Annotated in this window: 22 protein-coding genes; 7 read left to right on the top strand and 15 right to left on the bottom strand. The window is 60.1% G+C overall.

Annotated elements, in window-relative coordinates; all coding sequences use genetic code 11:
- Positions 1-40 precede the first annotated feature (40 nt).
- Positions 41-808, bottom strand: a complete 768-nt coding sequence (locus tag HUW52_RS05425; RefSeq protein ID WP_016986131.1) for a YdcF family protein — start codon at positions 806-808, stop codon at positions 41-43.
- A gap of 105 nt (positions 809-913) precedes the next feature.
- The gene (locus tag HUW52_RS05420) at positions 914-1,237 is read right to left on the bottom strand and encodes a hypothetical protein (RefSeq protein WP_016986130.1); all 324 of its coding nucleotides are present in this window, start codon (positions 1,235-1,237) and stop codon (positions 914-916) included.
- A 255-nt stretch (positions 1,238-1,492) separates the two neighbouring features.
- Between HUW52_RS05420 and leuS the strand changes: the two genes are divergently transcribed.
- The 5 genes from leuS (at position 1,493) to HUW52_RS05395 (ending at position 7,601) form a co-directional block, all read left to right on the top strand.
- Positions 1,493-4,099, top strand: coding sequence for a leucine--tRNA ligase (leuS, locus tag HUW52_RS05415; RefSeq protein ID WP_175553134.1), 2,607 nt, complete (start codon positions 1,493-1,495; stop codon positions 4,097-4,099).
- Positions 4,100-4,186: 87 nt separating this feature from the next.
- A complete protein-coding gene (gene lptE, locus HUW52_RS05410; protein WP_016986128.1) occupies positions 4,187-4,792 on the top strand; it encodes an LPS assembly lipoprotein LptE in 606 nt (201 codons plus the stop codon).
- Between the two features lie 39 nt (positions 4,793-4,831).
- A complete protein-coding gene (holA, locus tag HUW52_RS05405; protein WP_016986127.1) occupies positions 4,832-5,869 on the top strand; it encodes a DNA polymerase III subunit delta in 1,038 nt (345 codons plus the stop codon).
- 183 nt (positions 5,870-6,052) lie between these two features.
- Entirely contained in the window at positions 6,053-6,217 is a 165-nt protein-coding gene (gene arfA, locus HUW52_RS05400) for an alternative ribosome rescue factor ArfA (protein ID WP_016986126.1), read from the top strand.
- A 61-nt stretch (positions 6,218-6,278) separates the two neighbouring features.
- On the top strand, positions 6,279-7,601 hold the full coding sequence (locus HUW52_RS05395) for a lytic murein transglycosylase (protein ID WP_175553133.1): 1,323 nt from the start codon (positions 6,279-6,281) through the stop codon (positions 7,599-7,601).
- Between the two features lie 126 nt (positions 7,602-7,727).
- Here the strand turns inward: HUW52_RS05395 and HUW52_RS05390 are convergent, their stop codons facing one another.
- From HUW52_RS05390 to HUW52_RS05330, 13 genes are all read right to left on the bottom strand, one after another.
- Complete coding sequence (locus HUW52_RS05390; RefSeq protein WP_175553132.1) at positions 7,728-8,678, bottom strand: LD-carboxypeptidase; 951 nt, start codon at positions 8,676-8,678, stop codon at positions 7,728-7,730.
- Positions 8,679-8,850: 172 nt separating this feature from the next.
- Positions 8,851-9,849: a lipoyl synthase gene (lipA, locus tag HUW52_RS05385; RefSeq protein ID WP_161986515.1), complete on the bottom strand. Its 999-nt coding sequence runs from the start codon at positions 9,847-9,849 to the stop codon at positions 8,851-8,853.
- Positions 9,850-9,874: 25 nt separating this feature from the next.
- On the bottom strand, positions 9,875-10,522 hold the full coding sequence (gene lipB / locus HUW52_RS05380) for a lipoyl(octanoyl) transferase LipB (protein WP_016986122.1): 648 nt from the start codon (positions 10,520-10,522) through the stop codon (positions 9,875-9,877).
- Positions 10,522-10,797, bottom strand: coding sequence for a DUF493 domain-containing protein (locus tag HUW52_RS05375; RefSeq protein WP_008087908.1), 276 nt, complete (start codon positions 10,795-10,797; stop codon positions 10,522-10,524). Before HUW52_RS05375 ends, lipB begins: the two co-directional genes overlap by 1 nt.
- An 85-nt stretch (positions 10,798-10,882) precedes the next feature.
- Positions 10,883-12,040 (bottom strand): D-alanyl-D-alanine carboxypeptidase family protein, encoded by a 1,158-nt coding sequence (locus tag HUW52_RS05370; protein WP_016986121.1) that lies wholly within the window; start codon positions 12,038-12,040, stop codon positions 10,883-10,885.
- A gap of 187 nt (positions 12,041-12,227) precedes the next feature.
- A complete protein-coding gene (locus tag HUW52_RS05365) occupies positions 12,228-13,238 on the bottom strand; it encodes a septal ring lytic transglycosylase RlpA family protein (protein ID WP_175553131.1) in 1,011 nt (336 codons plus the stop codon).
- Complete coding sequence (gene mltB, locus HUW52_RS05360; protein ID WP_095122077.1) at positions 13,238-14,248, bottom strand: lytic murein transglycosylase B; 1,011 nt, start codon at positions 14,246-14,248, stop codon at positions 13,238-13,240. Before mltB ends, HUW52_RS05365 begins: the two co-directional genes overlap by 1 nt.
- Before the next feature lie 17 nt (positions 14,249-14,265).
- Positions 14,266-15,369: a rod shape-determining protein RodA gene (gene rodA, locus HUW52_RS05355; RefSeq protein ID WP_049802149.1), complete on the bottom strand. Its 1,104-nt coding sequence runs from the start codon at positions 15,367-15,369 to the stop codon at positions 14,266-14,268.
- Positions 15,370-15,400: 31 nt separating this feature from the next.
- Complete coding sequence (mrdA, locus tag HUW52_RS05350) at positions 15,401-17,296, bottom strand: penicillin-binding protein 2 (protein WP_016986118.1); 1,896 nt, start codon at positions 17,294-17,296, stop codon at positions 15,401-15,403.
- Between the two features lie 10 nt (positions 17,297-17,306).
- A complete protein-coding gene (gene rlmH / locus HUW52_RS05345) occupies positions 17,307-17,774 on the bottom strand; it encodes a 23S rRNA (pseudouridine(1915)-N(3))-methyltransferase RlmH (protein WP_003185785.1) in 468 nt (155 codons plus the stop codon).
- A 9-nt stretch (positions 17,775-17,783) separates the two neighbouring features.
- Entirely contained in the window at positions 17,784-18,278 is a 495-nt protein-coding gene (gene rsfS / locus HUW52_RS05340) for a ribosome silencing factor (protein ID WP_016986117.1), read from the bottom strand.
- Between the two features lie 71 nt (positions 18,279-18,349).
- Positions 18,350-19,072: a nicotinate-nucleotide adenylyltransferase gene (nadD, locus tag HUW52_RS05335; RefSeq protein ID WP_016986116.1), complete on the bottom strand. Its 723-nt coding sequence runs from the start codon at positions 19,070-19,072 to the stop codon at positions 18,350-18,352.
- Positions 19,041-20,312 (bottom strand): glutamate-5-semialdehyde dehydrogenase, encoded by a 1,272-nt coding sequence (locus HUW52_RS05330; protein ID WP_175553130.1) that lies wholly within the window; start codon positions 20,310-20,312, stop codon positions 19,041-19,043. Before HUW52_RS05330 ends, nadD begins: the two co-directional genes overlap by 32 nt.
- A gap of 177 nt (positions 20,313-20,489) precedes the next feature.
- On the opposite strand from HUW52_RS05330, the gene HUW52_RS05325 reads away from it, so the two are divergent.
- Positions 20,490-21,185, top strand: a complete 696-nt coding sequence (locus tag HUW52_RS05325; protein ID WP_175553129.1) for a DNA-3-methyladenine glycosylase — start codon at positions 20,490-20,492, stop codon at positions 21,183-21,185.
- Between the two features lie 57 nt (positions 21,186-21,242).
- Positions 21,243-22,559 (top strand): bifunctional DedA family/phosphatase PAP2 family protein, encoded by a 1,317-nt coding sequence (locus HUW52_RS05320; RefSeq protein ID WP_175553128.1) that lies wholly within the window; start codon positions 21,243-21,245, stop codon positions 22,557-22,559.
- Positions 22,560-22,778: the final 219 nt, after the last annotated feature.

The following is a 22,778-nucleotide window of genomic DNA, read 5'->3' as shown; positions in this document are numbered from 1 at the left end:
CCCCCGACAGCGATCATTCCCACGCTCCGCGTGGGAATGATCATTCAGCCCGGTAAAACAGTGAATACCCCACCTGCCCCACCGCTTCATTCAACAGTTGTCCGCTCTGCCAGATCGATTTGAACTCCGGCAGCCAGCCACCGAAAGGTCTTGCGTTATCGGTACCCAGAAACCCCACTGGCGCCGGAACCACTTCAAACCCCGCCTGCTGAAAACTCCACACCGCTCGCGGCATGTGCCAGGCCTGAGTAATCACAACCACACGCTTGATCCCTTGCGGCAACAAAATATTCGCAGTGAATCTGGCGTTTTCCCATGTGGTGCGGCTTTCACCCTCCTGCCAACGCACCCCAACATCGAAGTCGTCACGCAATGAATCCGCCATCAACTTCGCCTCCGTCGGCGGCGTACCATAATGCAGCCCACCACTGGTCAGAATCGGCAACCCGGATGCCTTGGCCAGCCGCGCGGCATAGCGCTGACGCTCAAGCCCCACACCGGTCGGCTGATCCTCACCCCAGGCCAGATCACCGCGCTCACGCCCGGAACCCAGCACCACAATGGCATCGGCGCGCTGCGCCAGCGTTGCCCATTCTTCACGGGCCAGCGGCGGCTCGCGCTCCAGAGACCTGGCGCCCCATTGCACGACCACCGGCAGACTCATCAGGCAGAAACCACCAAACCCAATGGCAAAGCACACGCCAGCGAGCCGGGGCCGCGAGCGGCGCAGCCACCAGGCAATCAGCAACAGCAGCAAAAGAATGCCGGGCGGCAATAGAAGTTGTTTGATGAAATAACGAAAAGGCATCGGGCATCTCCAAAGATGCCCGAAGCCTAAGTGGGTTAATACAACGCGACAACCGATAGGGTGGGATCCTGTTGAAAAAGATCCGCTTCATGACCTGCCATGCGCTTACTTGGCCTGCAAAGCCCGTACCTTGACGGTGTCTCTGCCGGGCGCCTTGTCCTTGAGCCAGATGACCTTGGCCGAATGTGCTGCATCGAGCTGCTTCACTGCCTGCGACAAGCATCCATGCGTTTCACGTTCACTACGATCCAGATAGGCCTTGACCAGTTTGAACTCGGCGGGGCTCAAGCCACGCAATTCCAGTTCCAGGGGGCGCTCGTCGCGCAGCCGGTCAGCGGTTTTGGCAGCATCCAGGGCCATGCCCAGACGGTTCATCAACCGCTCGTACAACTCAGGTTTCGTGACGTTTTTCTGCCGTTGCTCCACCATCCCTCACCTCATTGAAGATAAGACTCACTCCCCAGTTAGAGCTTAGCTTCGCTGCACAAACCGGCTGCACGCCGCGACCAACGGCCCTCGTCATGGATTTGCCGTACCAAACAGCTGTAATCAGGGTTTCCCTAGGCCAAGCGCGGTCATGTATGCTACGGCGCTTCCTGTAATTCCACTTCCAGCTCGTCCGGGCCAACCCCGGAACCTGCGTTGAAGAGGATTAGGCCACCCCTATCCAGTACAAAAGTAGCCATGCACGAACAATATCAGCCCCGTGAAATCGAAGCCGCCGCCCAGTCGTTCTGGGACGAGCAAAAGTCCTTTGAAGTCAGTGAACAGCCAGGCAAGGAGACTTACTACTGCCTGTCGATGTTCCCTTACCCCAGCGGCAAGCTACACATGGGGCACGTGCGCAACTACACCATCGGCGACGTGATCTCCCGCTACCAGCGCATGCAAGGCAAGAACGTTCTGCAACCGATGGGTTGGGACGCGTTCGGCATGCCGGCGGAAAACGCCGCGATGAAAAACAACGTGGCGCCCGCCAAGTGGACCTACGAAAACATCGCCTACATGAAAACCCAGCTGCGCAGCCTGGGTCTGGCGGTCGACTGGTCGCGCGAAGTCACCACCTGCAAGCCTGATTACTACCGTTGGGAACAATGGCTGTTCACTCGCCTGTTCGAAAAAGGTGTGATCTACCGTAAAAACGGCACCGTGAACTGGGACCCGATCGACCAGACCGTTCTGGCTAACGAACAGGTGATCGACGGTCGCGGCTGGCGTTCCGGCGCGCTGATCGAAAAGCGCGAAATCCCGATGTACTACTTCAAGATCACCGCTTATGCGGATGAGCTGCTGGAGAGCCTTGACGAACTGACTGGCTGGCCTGAACAGGTCAAGACCATGCAGCGCAACTGGATTGGCAAATCCCGTGGCATGGAAGTGCAGTTCCCGTACAACGTCGACTCGATCGGTGAAGCCGGCACCCTCAAAGTCTTCACTACCCGTCCGGACACCCTGATGGGCGCGACCTATGTCGCCGTGGCTGCCGAGCATCCACTGGCCACGCTGGCGGCAAAAAACAACACCGAACTGCAAGCGTTCATCGCTGAATGCAAGGGCGGCAGCGTTGCCGAAGCCGACGTTGCCACGCAAGAGAAGAAAGGCCTGCCAACCGGCCTGTTCGTCGAGCACCCGCTGACCGGTGAAAAACTCCCGGTCTGGGTCGCCAACTACGTGCTGATGCACTACGGCGACGGCGCAGTCATGGCTGTACCGGCGCACGACGAGCGCGATTTCGAATTCGCCCACAAGTACAACCTGCCGGTCAAATCGGTAGTGCGTACCAGCTCTGGCGACACCAACCCTGCCCCGTGGCAAGACGCCTACGGCGAGCACGGCACGCTGATCAACTCCGGTGAGTTTGACGGTCTCGACTTCGCCGGTGCGTTCGACGCCATGGAAGTCGCCCTGATCAAGAAAGAACTGGGCGCCTCGCGTACCCAGTTCCGTCTGCGCGACTGGGGCATCAGCCGCCAGCGCTACTGGGGCTGCCCGATCCCGATCATCCACTGCGATGCGTGCGGTGACGTGCCGGTACCGGAAGATCAACTGCCTGTAGTCCTGCCGGAAGACGTGGTGCCGGACGGCGCCGGTTCGCCGCTGGCGCGCATGCCTGAGTTTTACGAATGCGCTTGTCCGAAATGCGGCCAGCCTGCCAAGCGTGAAACCGACACCATGGACACTTTCGTCGAGTCGTCGTGGTACTACGCCCGTTACGCCTCGCCGCACTTTGAAGGTGGCCTGGTGGAAAAATCCGCCGCTGACCATTGGCTGCCGGTCGATCAGTACATCGGCGGTATCGAACACGCGATTCTGCACCTGCTCTACGCGCGCTTCTTCCACAAGCTTATGCGTGACGAAGGTCTGGTCAGTTCCAACGAGCCGTTCAAGAACCTGCTGACCCAGGGCATGGTGATCGCCGAGACTTACTACCGTCGCGAAGCCAATGGTGCCTACACCTGGTTCAACCCGGCAGACGTGGAACTTGAGCGCGACAGCAAAGCCAAGGTCATCAGCGCCAAGCTGAAATCCGACGGTCTGCCGGTGGAAATCGGTGGCACCGAGAAGATGGCCAAGTCGAAGAACAACGGCGTTGACCCACAGTCGATGATCGACCAGTTCGGCGCCGACACTTGCCGCCTGTTCATGATGTTCGCCTCGCCGCCTGACATGAGCGCGGAATGGTCCGACTCGGGTGTTGAAGGCTCGCACCGTTTCCTCAAGCGCGTCTGGCGTCTGGCCCAGGCCCATGTCTCTCAGGGCCTGCCGGGTAACCTGGACATCGCCAGCCTGAACGACGAACAGAAAGCCGTTCGCCGTGCGATCCACCTGGCCATCAAACAGGCCAGCCATGACGTCGGCCAGAACCACAAATTCAACACCGCCATCGCTCAGGTGATGACGCTGATGAACGTGCTGGAAAAAGCCGCTCAGGGTACCGAACAGGATCGTGCACTGGTTCACGAAGGTCTGGAAGCCGTGACTTTGCTGCTCGCGCCTATCACGCCTCACATCAGCCACGAGCTGTGGAATCAACTGGGTCACAGCGATCCGGTGATCGACGCTGGCTGGCCTGTGGTCGACGAATCCGCGCTTGTCCAAGACAGCCTGACCCTGGTCATCCAGGTCAATGGCAAACTGCGTGGGCAGATCGAGATGCCGGCCACCGCAACGCGTGAAGAAGTCGAAGCTGCTGCTCGCGTCAACGAGAACGTGCTGCGCTTTGTCGACGGCCTGACTATTCGTAAAGTGATCGTTGTACCGGGGAAACTGGTCAACATCGTCGCCAGCTAATTGGATCGGGCGTCAGGTTCGCCTGACGCCAAGTAAAACCTTTCGGGCCGTACAGTCGGCCCACGTGGTTTCAAGGGGAGCAACACAATGATCAAACGCAATCTGCTGGTGATGGGCCTTGCCGTCCTTTTGAGCGCCTGTGGTTTCCAGCTGCGCGGCACCGGCACCACCGAACTGGCGATCAAGGAGCTCGACCTGAGCGCCCGTAACGCCTACGGCGAGACTGTCACGCAACTGCGCCAGGTGCTGGAGTCGAGCGGCGTCAAGGTGTACAGCGGCGCTCCGTACAAGCTGTACCTGGCTGACGAGCAGGAAAGCCAGCGCATCCTCAGTTACGCAGGCGCCGGTCGCACGGGTGAGTATCAGGTCACGACCGTCCTGAACTACGACATCCGCGGCGACAAGAACCTGCCACTGCTGAGTGACAAGCTTGAAGTGCAAAAGGTGTTCATTCACGACGGCAATAACCTCGTCGGTTCCGACCAGGAAGCCAACGATGCACGTAATGAAACCCGCCGCGAGCTGGTTCAGCGCATGATGCTGCGTCTGCAGCAGCTGACTCCGGGCCAACTGCAACAGTTGCAGCAAGCCGCCAATGACCGCGCCAGGGCTGAAGCCGATGCGCTGCAAGCGGCGCAAAAGGCTGAAGCGGAAACCCCGCGTCAGTCGCCGCTCGAAATACCGCAGCAGTAAGACGTTCGGGGCGCTCAGGCGCCCCGTTCGACGTTTCTTATGAAGCTCGCTCCCGCCCAACTCGGTAAACACCTGCAAGGCGCTCTGGCGCCGGTCTACATCATCAGCGGCGATGACCCGCTGCTGTGCCAGGAAGCTGCCGACGCCATTCGCAGTGCTGCGCGCCAGCAAGGTTTTGACGAACGCCAGGTCTTTGCCGCCGACGCCAATTTCGATTGGGGCACGTTGTTGCAGGCCGGTGCCAGCATGTCGTTGTTTGCTGAAAAGCGTCTGCTGGAACTGCGTCTGCCCTCGGGTAAACCCGGTGACAAGGGCGCTGCTGCATTCATCGAATACTGCTCGCGTCCTGCTGAAGACACGGTGCTGCTGATCAGCTTGCCCAAGCTCGATGGCAGCGCGCAGAAGACCAAGTGGGGCAAGGCGCTGGTCGAAGGCCAGCAAACCCAGTTCATCCAGATCTGGCCGGTGGACGCCAATCAGTTGCCGAGCTGGATACGTCAGCGCCTGTCGCAAGCCGGCCTGTCGGCCAGCCAGGACGCGGTCGAATTGATTGCTGCGCGTGTCGAGGGCAACCTGCTCGCTGCCGCGCAAGAAATCGAAAAGCTCAAGCTGATGGCCGAAGGTGGCCAGATCACCGTTGAAACCGTGCAGGCTGCCGTAGCCGACAGCGCGCGCTTCGATGTGTTTGGCTTGACCGATGCGGTGCTCAACGGCGAGCCGGCTCACGCATTGCGCATGCTGGAAGGCTTGCGCGGTGAAGGAGTCGAACCACCGGTGATTCTCTGGGCGCTGGCTCGGGAGTTGCGGCTGTTGGCCAACATCTCGTTGCAATACAGTCAGGGCACGCCGCTGGACAAGTGCTTCAGTCAGGCCAAACCGCCAGTTTGGGACAAGCGCAAACCACTGATGAGCAAAGCCCTGCAGCGCTACTCGGCGCAACGCTGGGCGCAGTTGCTGCTCGAAGCACAGCGGATCGACGCGCAGATCAAAGGCCAGGCTGCCGGTTCGCCGTGGATGAGCCTGAGTCGCTTGGCATTGTTGATGTCCGGCCAGCGTCTGACACTCCCCGCCGAATAACCTGCTCTACCGCATAACAGCCATTCGCGAGCAAGCTCGCTCCCACATTGAAATGCATTCCAAATGTGGGAGCGAGCTTGCTCGCGAAAGCGTCAAAACATTCCCACACAACAGGAACTGGACAGACGCCCGACATCGGCAGATTATTTCCCCCGCAAAACTCACTCACTCGAGAGAATCCTCATGAGCAAAAAGCCATCGAAACATGGCCCCAACAAGGCCAAATCCATTGTCGCCCAGCCCCTGTTCCGCAGTCGCCAGGAACGACCAACCAAGGGTAAAGGCAGCTACCGCCGCGAAGCCTTCCAGTCTGACAGCTGGGAGGCTTCTTACTTTCTGGCTGCTTGAAGCGCAGTACCCCCCGGTCATGTTAAGGTCTGCACCTGATTCGTATCCCCTGGACCTGTGCATGCCCTTTAGTCTTTCCCATCGTTGGCCTGTTCGCCAATTGATCGCAGCCACAAGTTTCATTCTGCTGGTCGCCTGCGCGGAAAAACCCACCGCCGCCGACGCGCAAACGCTTCAAGCCACCCCGGTTGCCACGGCCCCAGCGATCATCCCGCCGGTAGTGCCGTCCACCGACCCTCTTGATCTTCAGCCGACTCAGACCTTTGCCGAATGGCAGGCGAGTTTCCGCAAGGATGCGCTGGCCGCCGGGATTCGTCCTGATCTGTTCGATCGCGCGTTTGCCAATGTCAGTTTCGACGCCAGCGTGATTCGTGCCGACCGCAGTCAGCCGGAATTCTCGCGCCCGGTCTGGGAATACCTCGACGGCGCCCTATCACCGCTGCGGGTGCGTAAGGGCCAGGCACTGATCGATCAATACGCCGATGTCCTGCAAAGCATCGAACAGCGCTATGGCGTCGACCGGCAGACGCTGGTGTCGGTGTGGGGCATGGAAAGCAACTTCGGTCAGGTCCAGGGCAGCAAGTCGGTGATCAACTCGCTGGCGACCCTCGCCTATGAAGGCCGTCGCCCGGGCTTTGCCCACGCACAACTGATCGCAGCCCTGCAGATCCTGCAACAGGGCGATATCACACCGGAGAAAATGCTTGGCTCGTGGGCCGGCGCAATGGGGCAGACCCAGTTCATTCCGACCACCTACAACACTCACGCCGTGGACTTCGACGGCGATGGCCGCCGCGATATCTGGGGCAGCCCCGCCGACGCACTGGCATCGACTGCGCATTATCTGCAAAGCTCCGGCTGGCAACGTGGGCAGCCTTGGGGATTCGAGGTGCAATTGCCGGGTGACTTCAACTACACGCTGGCTGACGGTGCCACTCGCAAAAGCGTCGCCGAATGGCGGCAACTGGGAGTGATTCTGCCAAACAGCGGCCAAGTCGCGGCGGGATCCGATCAACTCTCCGCCGCCCTGCTGTTGCCGGCGGGTTATCGTGGTCCGGCGTTTCTGATCCTCGATAACTTCCGGGCGATCCTCAAGTACAACAATTCTTCGTCCTACGCATTGGCCGTGAGTTTGCTCTCCGAGCGCTTCAATGGCGGGGGCTTGGTCAGCGGTAGCTGGCCAAAAGATGATCTGCCATTGAGCCGTACCGAGCGCATGGAATTGCAGACCCTGCTGAGTGCGCGCAATTACGATGCTGGCACCGCGGATGGGATTATCGGCGCCAATACCCGTAAGGCGATTCGCAGTGCGCAGCAGTCGCTTGGCTGGCCGGCTGACGGCTATCCGACGCACAAGTTGCTGGAAAGCCTGCGTACTCAGTAGAACGATTGTCGTATGGCGTATACCGCTTTCGCGAGCAGGCTCGCTCCCACATTGGATCTCTGTCGTTTACAGAACCCATGTGGGAGCGAGCCTGCTCGCGAAGACTGACTATCAGGCAATAAACCTTTAAGCCTTGATCACCACATCCTGCTCCAGCATCAATTCCTTCTTCCCGGCATCCAGCCGCACCAACGCGCCCATCGGCAATGTCAGGTTCGGATCACAATGCCCGCTACGCCACCCCGAAAGCACCGGGATCCGCAACGGTTCAAAGGTCTGCTTGAGCAAGCTGTTCAATGCATCGACATCGACACCGGCAACGTCCCCGACCAACACCCCGCGCAACCTCGCCAGCTTGCCGGCCAGACGCATCTGAGTCAGCAACCGGTCGATGCGATACAGCGGTTCGTTGATATCCTCGATGAGCAGAATCACCCCTTCGACATCAATTTCATAAGGCGTGCCCAAGGTTGCGGCGATCATTGCCAGATTACCGCCGAGCAAGCGCCCGTGGGCGATACCGGGCTCGACCGTGGTCAACGGATACGCAACTGGATGGCTCAGCACACTCCCCGCCTTCAATTGACCGCGCAGCATGGCGAAGAACGAAGTAACGGTCGGCGGCTCCTTGTCGCCCAACAAGTCGGCGTTGAGCAGCGGCCCGTGAAAGGTCACGAACCCGGCATAACGACTGATGGCCAGGTGCAGCGCGGTGATATCGCTGTAGCCAACGAAGGGCTTGGCATGGCGGCTGAGCAGATCGTAGTCGATCCGGTCAAGCAATCGCGGCGTTCCGTAGCCGCCGCGCAGGCAAATGATTGCATCGACCTCGGGATCGGCGAACGCCGCATGCAGGTCACGCAGGCGCACATCGTCACTGCCGGCCAGATAGCCGTCCTTTTCATAGACACCGGGAAACACCTTCAGCCCATAACCACGGGCGCGCATCCATTGCAGCGCTTTCTCGGTGTCCAGGGCCCCGGGGCCCGCAGGCGCAATGACGCCGATCAACCCTTCCGAGGGCAGCGCGGGCACGGTTCTGTGCGGACAAAGTGTGTGGGTCGGTCGAACGGTCATCCTTGGATCTCCCTGTGAGTCATGCACACACAGTAGTCAGGAACGGGGGCAAACAGAAGAGGGTCGGCCACGCCGCAGGTTGCAGGAAAAATCAGCAGTGAATGTAAGACGGGCAAAAAAATGCCCGCCGGGCGTTAAAACCTCGGCGGGCATTTTTTGATTCAGCGCCGGATCAGGAACCCAGCAGCTCAGCCTTGACCAGCTTCGCCTGCTCGTCGGCATGGTACGAAGAACGTACCAACGGACCGGAAGCAACGTTTTTGAAGCCCATCTTGTAACCTTCTTCGGCGAACCAGGCGAAGGTGTCCGGGTGCACAAAACGCTGCACCGGCAAGTGACTGCGCGACGGTTGCAGATACTGGCCAAGGGTCAACATGTCGATGTCATGTTCGCGCATGCGCTTCATCACTTCGATGACTTCTTCATCGGTCTCACCCAGACCCAGCATCAGGCCGGATTTGGTCGGAATGTGCGGCATCATCTGCTTGAAGCGTTGCAGCAGGGTCAGCGACCACTGGTAGTCCGAACCCGGACGCGCAGCCTTGTACAGGCGCGGCACGGTTTCCAGGTTGTGGTTGAACACATCCGGCGGCTCGGCGGCGGTGATTTCCAGCGCGACGTCCATACGGCCACGGTAGTCCGGGACCAGGGTCTCGAGCTGCACGTTCGGCGACAGCTTGCGGATTTCGCGGATGCAGTCGGCAAAGTGCTGGGCACCGCCGTCACGCAGGTCGTCGCGGTCAACCGAGGTGATCACCACGTACTTGAGCTTGAGGTCGGCGATGGCGATGGCCAGGCTTTCCGGCTCGTTGACGTCCAGTGGCTTCGGACGACCATGACCAACGTCGCAGAACGGGCAGCGACGGGTGCAGATGTCGCCCATGATCATGAAGGTCGCGGTGCCGCCGGAGAAGCATTCGCCGAGGTTCGGGCAGGAGGCTTCTTCACAGACGCTGTGCAGCTTGTGCTTGCGCAGCAGGCTCTTGATGCGGTCGACTTCCGGGGAAACCGGGATGCGTACACGAATCCAGTCAGGCTTCTTCGGCAGTTCGGTGGTCGGAATGATCTTTACCGGGATGCGTGCAACCTTCTCGGCGCCGCGCAGCTTGACGCCGGCTTCTACCTTGGGACGCGGGGCCGGGCGCTCGGTCACGTCGAGCGTCGGGATCATGGTTTGCACTGCATCAGTAGTCATATCAGTCGATTCCGCCCGTCAGGGTCGTCTGCTCAGCATAGTCGAGGTGTTTGACGAGCTGCGCGCGCAGCCGGGCACTTACCTCGGCAAATTCAATCGATCCTGCGTGCTCGCTCAGCTGGGTCATCGCCAGCCCGGCATAGCCGCAGGGATTAATCCGTCGAAACGGTTCCAGGTTCATATCCACGTTCAGGGCCAGGCCATGAAAGGAACAACCGTGGCGAATCCGCAAACCCAGAGAAGCGATTTTCGCTCCATTGACGTACACGCCGGGAGCATCTGGCTTGGCCGCCGCGGTCACGCCGTAGCTGGCCAGCAGCTCGATCAGGCACTGTTCCATGCGCGTGACCAGATCACGTACGCCGAAACCCAGCTTGCGCACGTCCAGCAGCAGGTAGGCCACCAACTGGCCGGGACCATGATAGGTCACCTGGCCGCCGCGATCGACCTGTACCACCGGGATATCACCCGGCAGCAGCAGATGTTCGGCCTTGCCGGCCTGGCCCTGGGTGAACACCGGAGGGTGCTCGACCAGCCAGATTTCGTCGGCGGCATTGCTGCCGCGTTCATTGGTGAAACGTTGCATGGCATGCCAGACCGGCTCGTAAGCCATCTGGCCAAGTTCGCGAAAGCCCAGCGTGCCCGGCATCACAACACCATGTGTACGAAACCGGTCGCCCGCAGTTCGCTGTTGATGTTGTACAGCTGATCCTGATCGGTCGCGACGATGTGCAACTGAATCGTGGTGTATTTGCCGTTGCTGCTCGAACGTTCGTCGACACGCTCATCGTTGATCTTCGCGAATTTCTTCACGATCTCGATAATCTTGTCTTTGTGACCTACACCCGTATCGCTGATTACCTTAACCGGATAATCAACCTGGGGAAATTCGATCTTTGGCGCCTTTACTTCGGTATCGGTCATGGCGTAACGGCCTCTTGAGCGCAAGCCGTGATAACGCGCATGGCCCCGCACCGGATCGGGGCGGGGCCATGCAGGTCAACACAAATCAGTTGAACAAGCCGTAGAAGAATAGACGGATGCTATCCCACATGCGGCGGAAGATACCACCCTCCTCGACGCCATCCAGAGCGATCAGGTCAGCGCTGTGCACCACCTTGTCTTCCAGTTTGACTTCGACTTTACCGATCACGTCGCCCTTGGCGATTGGCGCGGTCAGTTGCGGGTTCATGGTCATGCTCGCAGCGAGCTTCTTCAGCTGGCCTTTCGGCAGGGTCATGGTCAGGTCTTCAGCCAGGCCGGCCTTGACTTGATTGGTGGTGCCTTTCCACACCGGAGCCTGAGCCAGCTCGGTGCCCTTCTGATAGAAGGTCTGGGTTTCGAAGAAGCGGAAACCGTAGGTCAGCAGCTTCTGGGTTTCAGCGGCGCGAGCCACTTCGCTGTTGGTGCCGAACACCACGGCGATCAGGCGCTGGCCATCACGTACAGCCGAGGACACCATGCAGTAGCCGGCTTCGTCGGTGTGACCGGTTTTCAGACCGTCAACGGTCTTGTCACGCCACAGCAGCAGGTTGCGGTTTGGTTGCTTGATACCGTTCCAGAAGAACTCTTTCTGCGAGTAGATCGCGTAGTGAGCCGGGTCTTCGTGGATGATCGCGCGCGCCAGGATCGCCATGTCGTGAGCCGACGAATAGTGCTCAGGGTTCGGCAGACCGGTCGGGTTCATGAAGTGGGTGTTGGTCATGCCCAGATCGGTGACAGTCTTGTTCATCAGATCGGCGAACGCATCTTCGCTACCGGCGATGTGCTCGGACAGGGCCACGCTGGCGTCGTTGCCGGACTGGATGATGATGCCGTGCAGCAGGTCGCTGACAGTCACCTGCGAGCCAACCTTGATGAACATCCGCGAACCACCGGTACGCCAGGCGTTTTCGCTGACGGTCACCGGATCGTTTTCACCGATCTGGCCACGACGGATTTCCAGCGTCGCAATGTACGCGGTCATCAGCTTGGTCAGACTGGCCGGTGGCAGACGCTGGTCACCGTTGTTTTCTACCAGCACGTTGCCGCTGGCGGCATCCATGAGTACGTAGGCTTTAGCAGCCAGTTGCGGTGGCGACGGCATCATCTCGGCCGCGAAGGCGGCTGGCGAGAGGAGCAGCGGGACTAGCAGACACAGGCGTTTGGCAAAGGTGGTGATGTTCATCCGTCTCTCGAAATCGCTAATGGAAACTGTCCTTGCGGACAAAATTTAATCAGATGACTTTCTAACGAGCCATCGCGTGTTCAGTTGCTCACTCCAGTCACCCTTGCCGGGCTTTTGTTCTTCGACGAGCCAACAACCTGGTTCACCCCCCAATACCGCAAGTGAACCGTCAATCAAGTTCTACGTATTACTCGGTGACCACACTTGGCGAGCCAAGGTTGGCCAGGCGCACGCTGTTCTGCACCTGAGCGATTTCACCCGGTGAGCCGATCGGCCCCAGACGTACCCGATGCAGAGTCTGCTGATTGCGCACGATCGAGCTGATGAACACTGGAGCGCTCACCATCCCGCTGAGCTTCGACCTCAGGAGTTCTGCAGCGTCCGGGTTGGCGAACGCGCCCACCTGCAGATACTGGCCAGTTGCTGTTGCAGAAGCGTTTTTTTTTGCACTCATCGGCACGGGGACGGTGTCAGAGGCATGTTGTTGCGGTGGCGGCGTCCATTGCTCGACGGTGCCCGCCGATGCCGTGATCACCGGAGCGCTGTTTTGTGCGACTTGCGGCTCGTTGAGCATCAGCGGTGCAGGACGCCCCTTGGCAGCCCAATACTGCTGCGGATCGATGCCTTCAACCTTGACCCGCGCGGTGCCGGTTTCGGCGTAACCGAGTTTTTTCGCGGCGGCGTACGACAAGTCGATGATGCGATCGGAATAGAACGGCCCACGGTCGTTGACCCGCAGGATCACTGTGCGGTTGTTATCCAGGTTGGTCACCCGAACGTAACTTGGCAGTGGCAATGTCTTGTGGGCGGCACTCATGCCGTACAGGTCATAGACCTCGCCATTGGCGGTGTTCTGACCGTGAAACTTGGTGCCGTACCAGGACGCAGTGCCGGAGGCGACGTAGGTCTTGGATTCCTGCAACGGGAAGTAGGTTTTGCCCAGTACGGTATACGGGTTGGCCTTGTACGGACCGGTGTGCAGGGTCGGTGTGGCATCGGGGATGCGCGAAACATCGACGTCCCACCACGGCGCGCCATCTTTGTGTGCACGGTTGATGTCCAGGCCCGGCTGCGCCCGCACGGCGGTATTCGTGGTTTTCTGAGTCGGCGAACGACTGGTCGAACAACTGGCAACCAACACCGCCAACGCAGCGAAAGCCACCAGCTTCAGGGGTTTATTGTTAGGCAATGCCCGCATTACTTGACGCCCCGTGCTTGTACCAGCTGTTCAGACAGTTGATGTACGGCCATGGCGTACATCACGCTGCGGTTATAACGCGTGATCGCGTAAAAATTCTTCAGGCCCATCCAGTATTCAGGGCCGTTGTCGCCTTCGAGGCGAAATGCAGTAACCGGCATATCATCGCGCAGCGCATCATGACTTGACCAGCCCAGCGCTCGCAACTCTGCGACGGTCTTTGTCGGCTCGATGCCGGTGGTCAGGCCTTCATCGACCTGCTCGCCACGCACATCGGCGCGGCTGACCACCGGCTCACCCGCGACCCAGCCGTGACGCTTGAAGTAACTGGCGACGCTGCCGATCGCATCATCCGGGTTGTTCCAGATATTGATGTGGCCGTCCCCGTCGAAATCCACCGCGTAGGCACGAAAGCTGCTCGGCATGAACTGCGGCAAGCCCATGGCCCCGGCGTACGAGCCTTTCAGGGTCAGTGGGTCGACCTGTTCTTCACGGGCCAGCAGGAGGAACTCACGTAGTTCCTTGCGGAAAAATTCGGCACGGGGAGGATAGTCGAAACCGAGCGTGGACAATGCATCGATCACCCGGAAATTACCGGTATTACGTCCGAAAAAGGTTTCAACGCCGATAATCGACACGATGACTTGTGCCGGTACCCCGTATTCCTGTTCGGCACGGGCCAGGGTCGCCTCGTGCTGGCGCCAGAAGTCCACACCACGAGCAATGCGCGCGTCAGTGATGAACATCGGGCGATATTCTTTCCACTGTTTGACTCGTTCGGCGGGTTTGGAAATGGCGTCAAGAATCGACTGCTTGCGCTCTGCCTCGCGGAACACACCCATCAGTTGTTCACCGGCGAAACCATAGTCGCGGGTCATTTCACCGACAAACTCGGCCACCTGCGGCGAGCCTTCGTATTCGCCGGCCAGCGCTTCCTGCACGCTGCCCAGGAGGCCCATCAGGCCAACCAGCGGCGCGCATCGAGTCGCCCAGCCACGCATTACTTGCATTGAACTCTTCACCTTATTCAAACCTGTGCGATCCACTTGCGATGGGTATGGATCGACATCAAAACCCCAAACGCTGACAGCAGTGTCACCAGCGAAGTTCCTCCGTAGCTAATGAACGGCAACGGCACCCCTACGACCGGCAACAGGCCACTGACCATACCGATGTTGACGAAAACGTAAACAAAAAACGTCATGGTCAACGCACCGGCGAGCAATTTGCCGAACAGCGTTTGTGCCTGGGCGGTAATCACCAGCCCTCGGCCAATCAACAGCAGGTAGATCAGCAACAGCGCGCAAATGCCCACCAGGCCGAACTCTTCGCCGAGTACGGCAATGATGAAGTCGGTGTGGCTTTCCGGCAGGAAGTCCAGGTGCGACTGGGTGCCGAGCAGCCAGCCTTTGCCGAATACACCGCCGGAACCGATCGCGGCTTTCGACTGAATGATGTTCCAGCCGGTGCCCAGCGGGTCACTTTCCGGGTCGAGGAAGGTCAGGATTCGCTGTTTCTGGTAGTCGTGCATGATGAAAAACCACATGGCCACCGACACTGGAATCGCCGCAGCCAGTACGCTGAGAATCCAGCGCCAGCGCAGCCCGCCCATGAACAGCACAAACGCCCCGCCCGCCAGAATCAGCAGCGAAGTGCCGAGGTCAGGCTGGCGCACGATCAGCGCGAACGGCACGCCGATCAGCATCAGGCTGATGCCGACATGCTTGAGTTGTGGCGGTAACGTGCGCTTGGACAGGTACCAGGCAATGGTTGCCGGCATCAGGATCTTCATGAACTCCGAGGGCTGGAAGCGGATCACCCCGGGGATGTTGATCCAGCGGGTGGCGCCCATCGCGTTGTGGCCCATGATGTCCACCACCAACAGCAGCACCACGCCAATCACATAACCAAGTGGCACCCAGCGCGCCATGAAACGCGGCTCGAACTGGGCGATGATAATCATCGACACCAGACCGATGCCGAACGAGGTGGCTTGCTTGGCCAGCAGATCCCAGCTCTTGCCGCTCGCCGAATACAGCACGAACAGGCTGCCGGCAGCGAGAATCAGTAGCAGGATCAGCAACGGACCATCGATATGCAGTCTTTGCAGCAGCGTCGCACGGCGACGCATCACATCCTCGCTGGAGAGCATGCGATCAAAGTTATTCATCACGGGCCGTAGCCTCCGCACTGATTGGGCTGGCGTATTCGGCCTTCAAACGTCCGTCCTGATCGAGCAGCCAGGCGTCCATGACCTGACGCACCACTGGCGCGGCAACGCCGGAGCCGGACTCACCGTTCTCGACCATCACCGATACGACGATGCGCGGGTCATCGGCCGGAGCGAAACCGACGAACAAGGCGTGGTCGCGGTGGCGCTCCTGAACCTTGGAACGGTCGTACTTCTCACCCTGCTTGATCGCCACCACCTGAGCGGTACCCGACTTGCCGGCAATCCGGTATTGCGCGCCGATCGCTGCTTTGCGCGCAGTACCTCGCGCGCCGTGCATCACCTGCTGCATGCCGTGGTTGACCTTGTTCCAGTCCGACGGATCACGCAGGACAATGTCCGGCATCGGATTCTCGTCCACCGGCTTCACCCCTTCGAGGGATTTGGCCAGGTGCGGACGATTCCAGATGCCTTTGTTGGCGACCAGCGCGGTGGCCTGAGCCAGTTGCAGCGGGGTCGATTGCATGTAGCCCTGGCCGATCCCGAGAATCAGGGTTTCGCCCGGGAACCACGCCTGTTTGCGCGTCGCCCGTTTCCATTCGCGGGACGGCATCAGGCCGGGGGATTCTTCGAACATGTCCAGCGAGACCTTCTGGCCGATGCCGAACTTGTTCATATAAGCCGACAACCGATCAATGCCAAGCTTGTGCGCCAGGTCATAGAAGTAGGTGTCGTTGGAACGCATGATCGCCGTGTCGAGGTCGACGAAGCCGTCACCGGTACGGTTCCAGTTACGGTACTTGTGATCGTAGTTGGGCAGCATGTAGTAGCCGGGGTCGAACACTCGGCTCGACGCCGTCACCACACCGGAATCGAGACCGGCAATCGCCACCGCTGGCTTGATCGTCGAACCCGGCGGGTACAGACCGCGCAACACGCGGTTGAACAACGGCCGGTCAATGGAATCACGCAACTCGGCGTAGGCCTTGAAGCTGATCCCGGTGACGAAGAGGTTCGGGTCGAAACTCGGCTGGCTGACCATCGCCAGCACTTCGCCGGTCTTCGGATCCAGCGCCACCACCGCACCGCGACGCCCGCCCAATGCTGCCTCGGCCGCTTCCTGCAATTTGATATCCAGACTGAGGACGATGTCCTTGCCGGGAATCGGATCGGTGCGCTTGAGCACACGCAGCACGCGGCCTCGGGCGTTGGTCTCGACTTCTTCGTAACCGACCTGACCGTGCAATTCCGGCTCGTAGAAACGCTCGATGCCGGTTTTGCCGATGTGATGGGTGCCGCTGTAATTGACCGGGTCGAGGGTCTTCAGCTCTTTCTCGTTGATCCGCCCCATGTAGCCCACCGAGTGCGCAAAATGCGCGCCCTGCGGGTAGTGACGAACCAGCTGCGCAACCACTTCCACGCCGGGCAGGCGGAACTGGTTCACCGCGATCCGGGCGATCTGCTCTTCGCTCAGCTCGAACAGGATCGGCACCGGCTCGAACGGCCGACGCCCCTGGCGCATGCGCTTTTCGAAGATCACCCGGTCTTCAGGCGTCAGCTCCAGCACTTCGACGATGACGTCGAGCACTTGCTGCCAGTCGCCGGAGCGCTCGCGGGTCATGCTCAGGCTGAAGCTCGGACGGTTGTCCGCCACCACCACGCCATTGCGGTCGAAAATCAGCCCACGAGTGGGGGGAATCGGCTGCACGTGGACGCGGTTGTTCTCCGACAGTGTCGAGTGGTACTCGTACTGGATCACCTGCAAGTAATACAGCCGCGCAATCAGTACACAGATCAACAGCATGACCGCAATGGCCCCGAACACGACGCGGCTACGCACCAGGCGTGCGTCCTTTTCGTGGTCCTTGATGCGGATCGGCTGAGACATGAGGGCTGGATTACTTGTGGTAAGGGTGACCGGACAGCACGGTCCAGGCACGATACAACTGTTCGCCGATGAGGATCCGCACCAACGGGTGCGGCAACGTCAGCGGCGACAACGACCAGCGCTGATCGGCACGGGCGCAGACTTCCGGCGCCAGCCCTTCCGGGCCACCAACCATGAAATTGACCGTGCGCGAATCCAGCCGCCAACGGTCAAGTTCGACCGCAAGCTGCTCGGTGCTCCAGGGTTTGCCGTGGACTTCCAGCGTGACGATCCGCTCGTTCGGCCCGACCTTGGCCAGCATGGCTTCGCCTTCCTGGCGGATGAATCGGGCCACGTCGGCATTCTTGCCACGGGTATTGAGCGGTATTTCCACCAGTTCCAGCGCCAGCTCGGACGGAAGACGCTTGGCATATTCATGCCAGCCTTCTTCCACCCACTTGGGCATGCGTGAACCGACGGCGATCAGGCGCAGTCGCACAGCAATCCCTTACAGCTGGTCTTTGTTGAGCTTGGTGAAATGCTCGTGGGTGTTTTCCGGGCTGTGGTGCTTGGCGTCAGCCGCGCGGCTCTGCTCGGCTCCGGCCCACAGGCGTTCCAGGTCGTAGAACTGACGTGCCGAGGCGGTCATCATGTGCACGATCACCAGATCCAGGTCGAGGAGCACCCAGTCGCTGTCGCCCTTGCCTTCTTCGCCCAGCGGCTTGGCGCCCTGCTTTTTGACTTCTTCGCGAACCTTGTCGAGCATCGCGTTGATCTGGCGGTTGGACGTACCGGTGGCGATGATCATGTAGTCAGTGATGCTCTGCTTGTCGCGAACATCGATGATCTGGATGTCTTGCGCCTTGACGTCTTCCAGCGCGGCTACAGCCAGCTTGACCAGTTCGTCGCCCTTCAGCGGCTCATTGGTGTTGACCGGTTCTGGCAGCGGGGCGCTCTTGAATGTGCCTTTGCGCTTTACTTTGGTTTGGTCTTTGTCAGTCATATAAAACTCGTTTTGCTCGTATATTCGGCGGCTAGGGATACGGTGATTCGTATCAGTGAAGCACGCCTTGTTCAGTTCGACGCACGGTACAGACCGTGCGCATCGATGTAGGCCAGGACCGCGTCGGGCACCAGGAAACGTACCGACTTACCGCTGGCCAGCAGTTGACGGATCTGGGTGGCGGAAACCGCGAGCGGTGTCTGCCAGACGAATGCAATCTGTCCGCTCGGCCCTTTCAGGGCCAGCGGGTCGCTCACCGAACGCGCTGCCAGCAGGTTGCGCAAGGCATCCGGCGGTTCGCTGTCGGCGTCCGGGCGCTGTAGCACCAGGATGTGGCAATGCTGGAGCAACTCTTCCCAGCGGTGCCAAGTGGGCAGGCCGCAAAATGCGTCCCAGCCCAAAAGCAGAAAAACCTGGGTCTCGGCGGGCATTTCGGCACGCATCGACTCCAGGGTATCAATGGTCCAGGACGGTTTGTCCCGCTGCAATTCGCGGGCGTCCACCACCAGCGGCGGCATTCCGGCCACCGCACACTCGACCATCGCCAGCCGATCCTGCGCCGACACCTGCGGCGTACCGCGATGTGGCGGCCGCGCGTTCGGCATCAGGCGCAACTCGTCGAGCGCCAGGGCTTCGGCGACTTCCAGCCCACCGCGCAAATGGCCGATGTGCACCGGGTCGAACGTGCCGCCCAGTACGCCGATACGACGGGGGCGGGACTCGCTGCCGGTTTGCGGCGCTGCCAGGTCGAGGTCGGTCAAGTCAGACCGGCGCCTGGCCGCGCAACTGGCCATCACCGACCACGACATACTTCTCGCAAGTCAGTCCTTCGAGACCCACCGGGCCGCGGGCGTGCAGCTTATCAGTAGAAATGCCGATCTCGGCACCCAATCCGTATTCAAATCCATCGGCGAAGCATGTCGGGGTGTTGATCATCACCGACGCCGAGTCGACCTCCGCCACGAACCGGCGAGTATCGGCGAGGTTTTCGCTGACGATCGAGTCGGTGTGATGGGAGCCGTAATGGTTGATGTGCTCAATGGCCTGATCCAGACCATCGACTACACGAATCGACAGGATCGGCGCCAGGTACTCGGTGCTCCAGTCTTCTTCGCTGGCGGCAACGGCGTCGATGATAGACCGGGTGCGTTCGCAGCCGCGCAGTTCGACGCCTTTTTCGCGGAACTGCGCCGCCATCGACGGCAGGAAATCCTTCGCAACAGTTTCATCAACCAGCAAGGTCTCCATCGCACCGCAGATGCCATAACGATAAGTCTTGGCATTGAAGGCGATGCGCTGGGCCTTCGGCAGATCGGCGTGGGCACTGACGTAAACATGGCAGATGCCGTCCAGATGCTTGATCACTGGAACCCGGGCATCGCGGCTGATGCGCTCGATCAGGCCACGGCCACCGCGCGGCACGATCACATCGACGTACTCAGGCATGGTGATCATCGCGCCAACAGCGGCACGGTCGGTGGTTTCGACCACTTGCACCACGGCGGCGGGCAACTCGGCCTCGGCCAGACCGCGCTGAATGCACGCGGCAATCGCCCGGTTGGAATGAATCGCTTCGGAGCCACCGCGCAGGATGGTCGCGTTGCCGGACTTCAGGCACAGGCTGGCGGCATCGATGGTCACGTTGGGCCGGGATTCGTAGATGATCCCGATCACGCCCAGCGGCACGCGCATTTTGCCGACCTGAATCCCCGACGGACGGAAGCTCATGTCGCGGATCGCACCAACCGGGTCTGGCAGTGCAGCGACCTGACGCAGACCGACGATCATGCCGTCGATGCGCGCCGGGGTCAGTTCCAGACGCTCCAGCAACGCCGGCTCCAGACCATTGGCGCGACCGGCAGCCAGATCCTGCTCATTGGCGGCGGCAAGCTCTGCACGCGCGGCGTCCAGGGCATTGGCAGCGGCCTGCAAGGCGCGGTTTTTCTGCGCGGTGCTGGCACGGCCGATGACCCGGGAAGCTGCGCGGGCGGCGCGACCCAATCGGGTCATGTAGTCAAGAACGGACTCAGTCATGGTCTGCTGGGGTCTTGGCAAAGAGGAAAGCGGCAGATTATAGCTGTCGCGTCCCGGGACTAACAGCGGTGACGGGCGGATGGTCGAAATGAACGCTGATTCGCCGGTGTTCAGGCTCAATTAAGCCGTGCGTTGTTATCATCACGACCTCTTCAGCCTGGATAAACATTGCCCGCCATGTCCAACCTGACCGTTCGCAACCACGCCGAACGCCTGCCGCTGGGGCTCCCGGACACGTTTTTCGACCGTGACGCGCAAGTGCTGGCCCGCGATCTGCTCGGCAAAGTCATCCGCCATCGGATCGGCGACCTGTGGCTCAGTGCGCGAATCATTGAAACCGAAGCCTATTACTGCGCAGAAAAAGGCAGTCACGCCTCCCTCGGCTATACAGAAAAACGTAAGGCTTTGTTTCTGGATGGCGGACACATCTATATGTATTACGCCCGCGGGGGTGACTCCCTGAACTTCAGCGCACAGGGGCCGGGCAATGCCGTACTGATCAAATCCGCCTATCCGTGGGTCGATGAAATCAGCGGCCCGGCGAGCCTGGCGCAGATGCTGCTGAACAATCCGGATGCCCAGGGCCGTCCGCGCCCGTCGCAGAAGCTCTGCGCCGGTCAGACCTTACTGTGCAAAGCACTGGGTTTGAAAGTACCGATGTGGGACGCCAAACGTTTCGATCACCAATTGCTTCTGGTAGAAGACACCGGGCCTGCGCCGTCGCACATCATTCAAACCACACGCCTGGGCATTCCCCATGGCCGTGACGAGCACTTGATGTACCGCTTCGTCGACTCAGCTTATGCGCAATGGTGCACGCGGAACCCGCTTCGACGCGGTCAGGTCGAAGGCCGCGACTATTTACTGCGGTAAAACACATACCCGAAGGCTGAGCCTGCACGGGTCAATCAATGCTTGGAGTTTGTTTGTATGGGCCCATGGCTCGATAGCGTGACCGGTTGGCTGGCGGCCAATCCACAGTGGCTGGCTGTGGCGGTATTCATTGTTGCCTTTGTCGAATGTCTGGCGATTGCGGGGCTGATCGTGCCTGGCACGGTGCTGCTGTTTGCCGTGGCCGCGCTGGCTGGCAGCGGCGCGCTGTCGTTGAGTGAAACCCTGTTGCTGGGCTTCCTCGGCGGCATCCTTGGCGATTTGATCTCGTACTTTCTCGGTCGACATTTCCACCAGAACATCCGACGCCTGCCGGGACTGCGCCATCACCCGGAATGGATGGCCGGCGCCGAAACCTATTTCCAGCGCTATGGGATCGCCAGCCTGTTGGTAGGACGCTTTATCGGCCCACTGCGCCCGATGCTGCCAATGGTCGCCGGGATGTGCGACATGCCCTTCCCGCGCTTCGCCGCCGTCAGCTTGTTGGCCGCCGCAGGCTGGAGCCTGGCCTATCTGTTGCCCGGTTGGGCCACCGGCGCGGCGTTTCGCTTGCCATTGCCGGAGGGTTTCTGGCTTGAGGCCGGGATCGTTGCTGCCAGCATCGCAGTCATGGTCGGCCTCAGCGCGAACAGCAGCCTGCGCCGTCACCGCCGGGCGACGCTGTGGATCAGCAGCATGAGCCTGTTGATTCTGCTCGGTCTGTTCATCGGCTATCCGTATTTGACAGCCCTCGACCAAGGCGTGATGACGCTGGTGCAGGAACATCGCCAACCGCTGCTGGATGAAATCGCCGTCACCTTTACCCTGATCGGCGAGTTCCGCAACATGCTGATGTTCAGCATTCTGCTGACAGGTCTGCTGTTGCTGTGCCGCCAGTGGCGTCAGGCGATTTTTGCCGCAAGTACCCTGCTGTGCACGGCGCTGGCCAACACGGTGACCAAGCTGTTTTTCGCAAGGGTTCGTCCGGAAATACTGACCGACCCGATTACCAGCTTCAGCATGCCCAGTGGCCATGCCTCGGGTTCGTTCGCGTTGTTCCTGACCCTGGGCGTCCTCGCTGGCCGCGGTCAACCACCACGCATGCGCTTGACCTGGCTGCTGGTTGGCTGCATTCCGGCCCTGGCGATTGCCCTTTCACGGGTTTACCTGGGAGCGCACTGGCCGACCGATGTCCTCGCCGGCGCGATGCTGGCGGCATGTGTCTGTGCTGCAAGCCTGTGGCTGAATCAGCGCCAGGGCCCCCTCAATGCAATGCCTTTCAAAGTCTGGTGGCTGATTTTGCCGGCACTGGTGGCACTGTTCAGTTTCTTCGCGTTTCGCCACCTGCCCCACACACTATTGCGTTACGCGTACTGATTAAACCTGTTTGTCCCTTTCCCCTATCCGCCACTCTTTGAGGATTATTCCGACAAGAGTGGCGCGATCTCCCTACGCCCCCTTAATACTTTCCCGGTAAGTATTCCTCGCTTAATAACTCCAACTACCTACATCACCCCACTCTATAAAACTCAAGTTACATATTTAACCGCAGCATCGTAACAACGCGCCCACTGCCCGACAAAAAATCAATTACAT

The organism is Pseudomonas sp. 43A (assembly GCF_013363935.1).
Classification (GTDB): Bacteria; Pseudomonadota; Gammaproteobacteria; order Pseudomonadales; family Pseudomonadaceae; genus Aquipseudomonas; species Aquipseudomonas crudilactis.
Note: the sequence above shows the minus strand (reverse complement) of the source record. Positions and strands in the feature narration are given on the sequence as shown.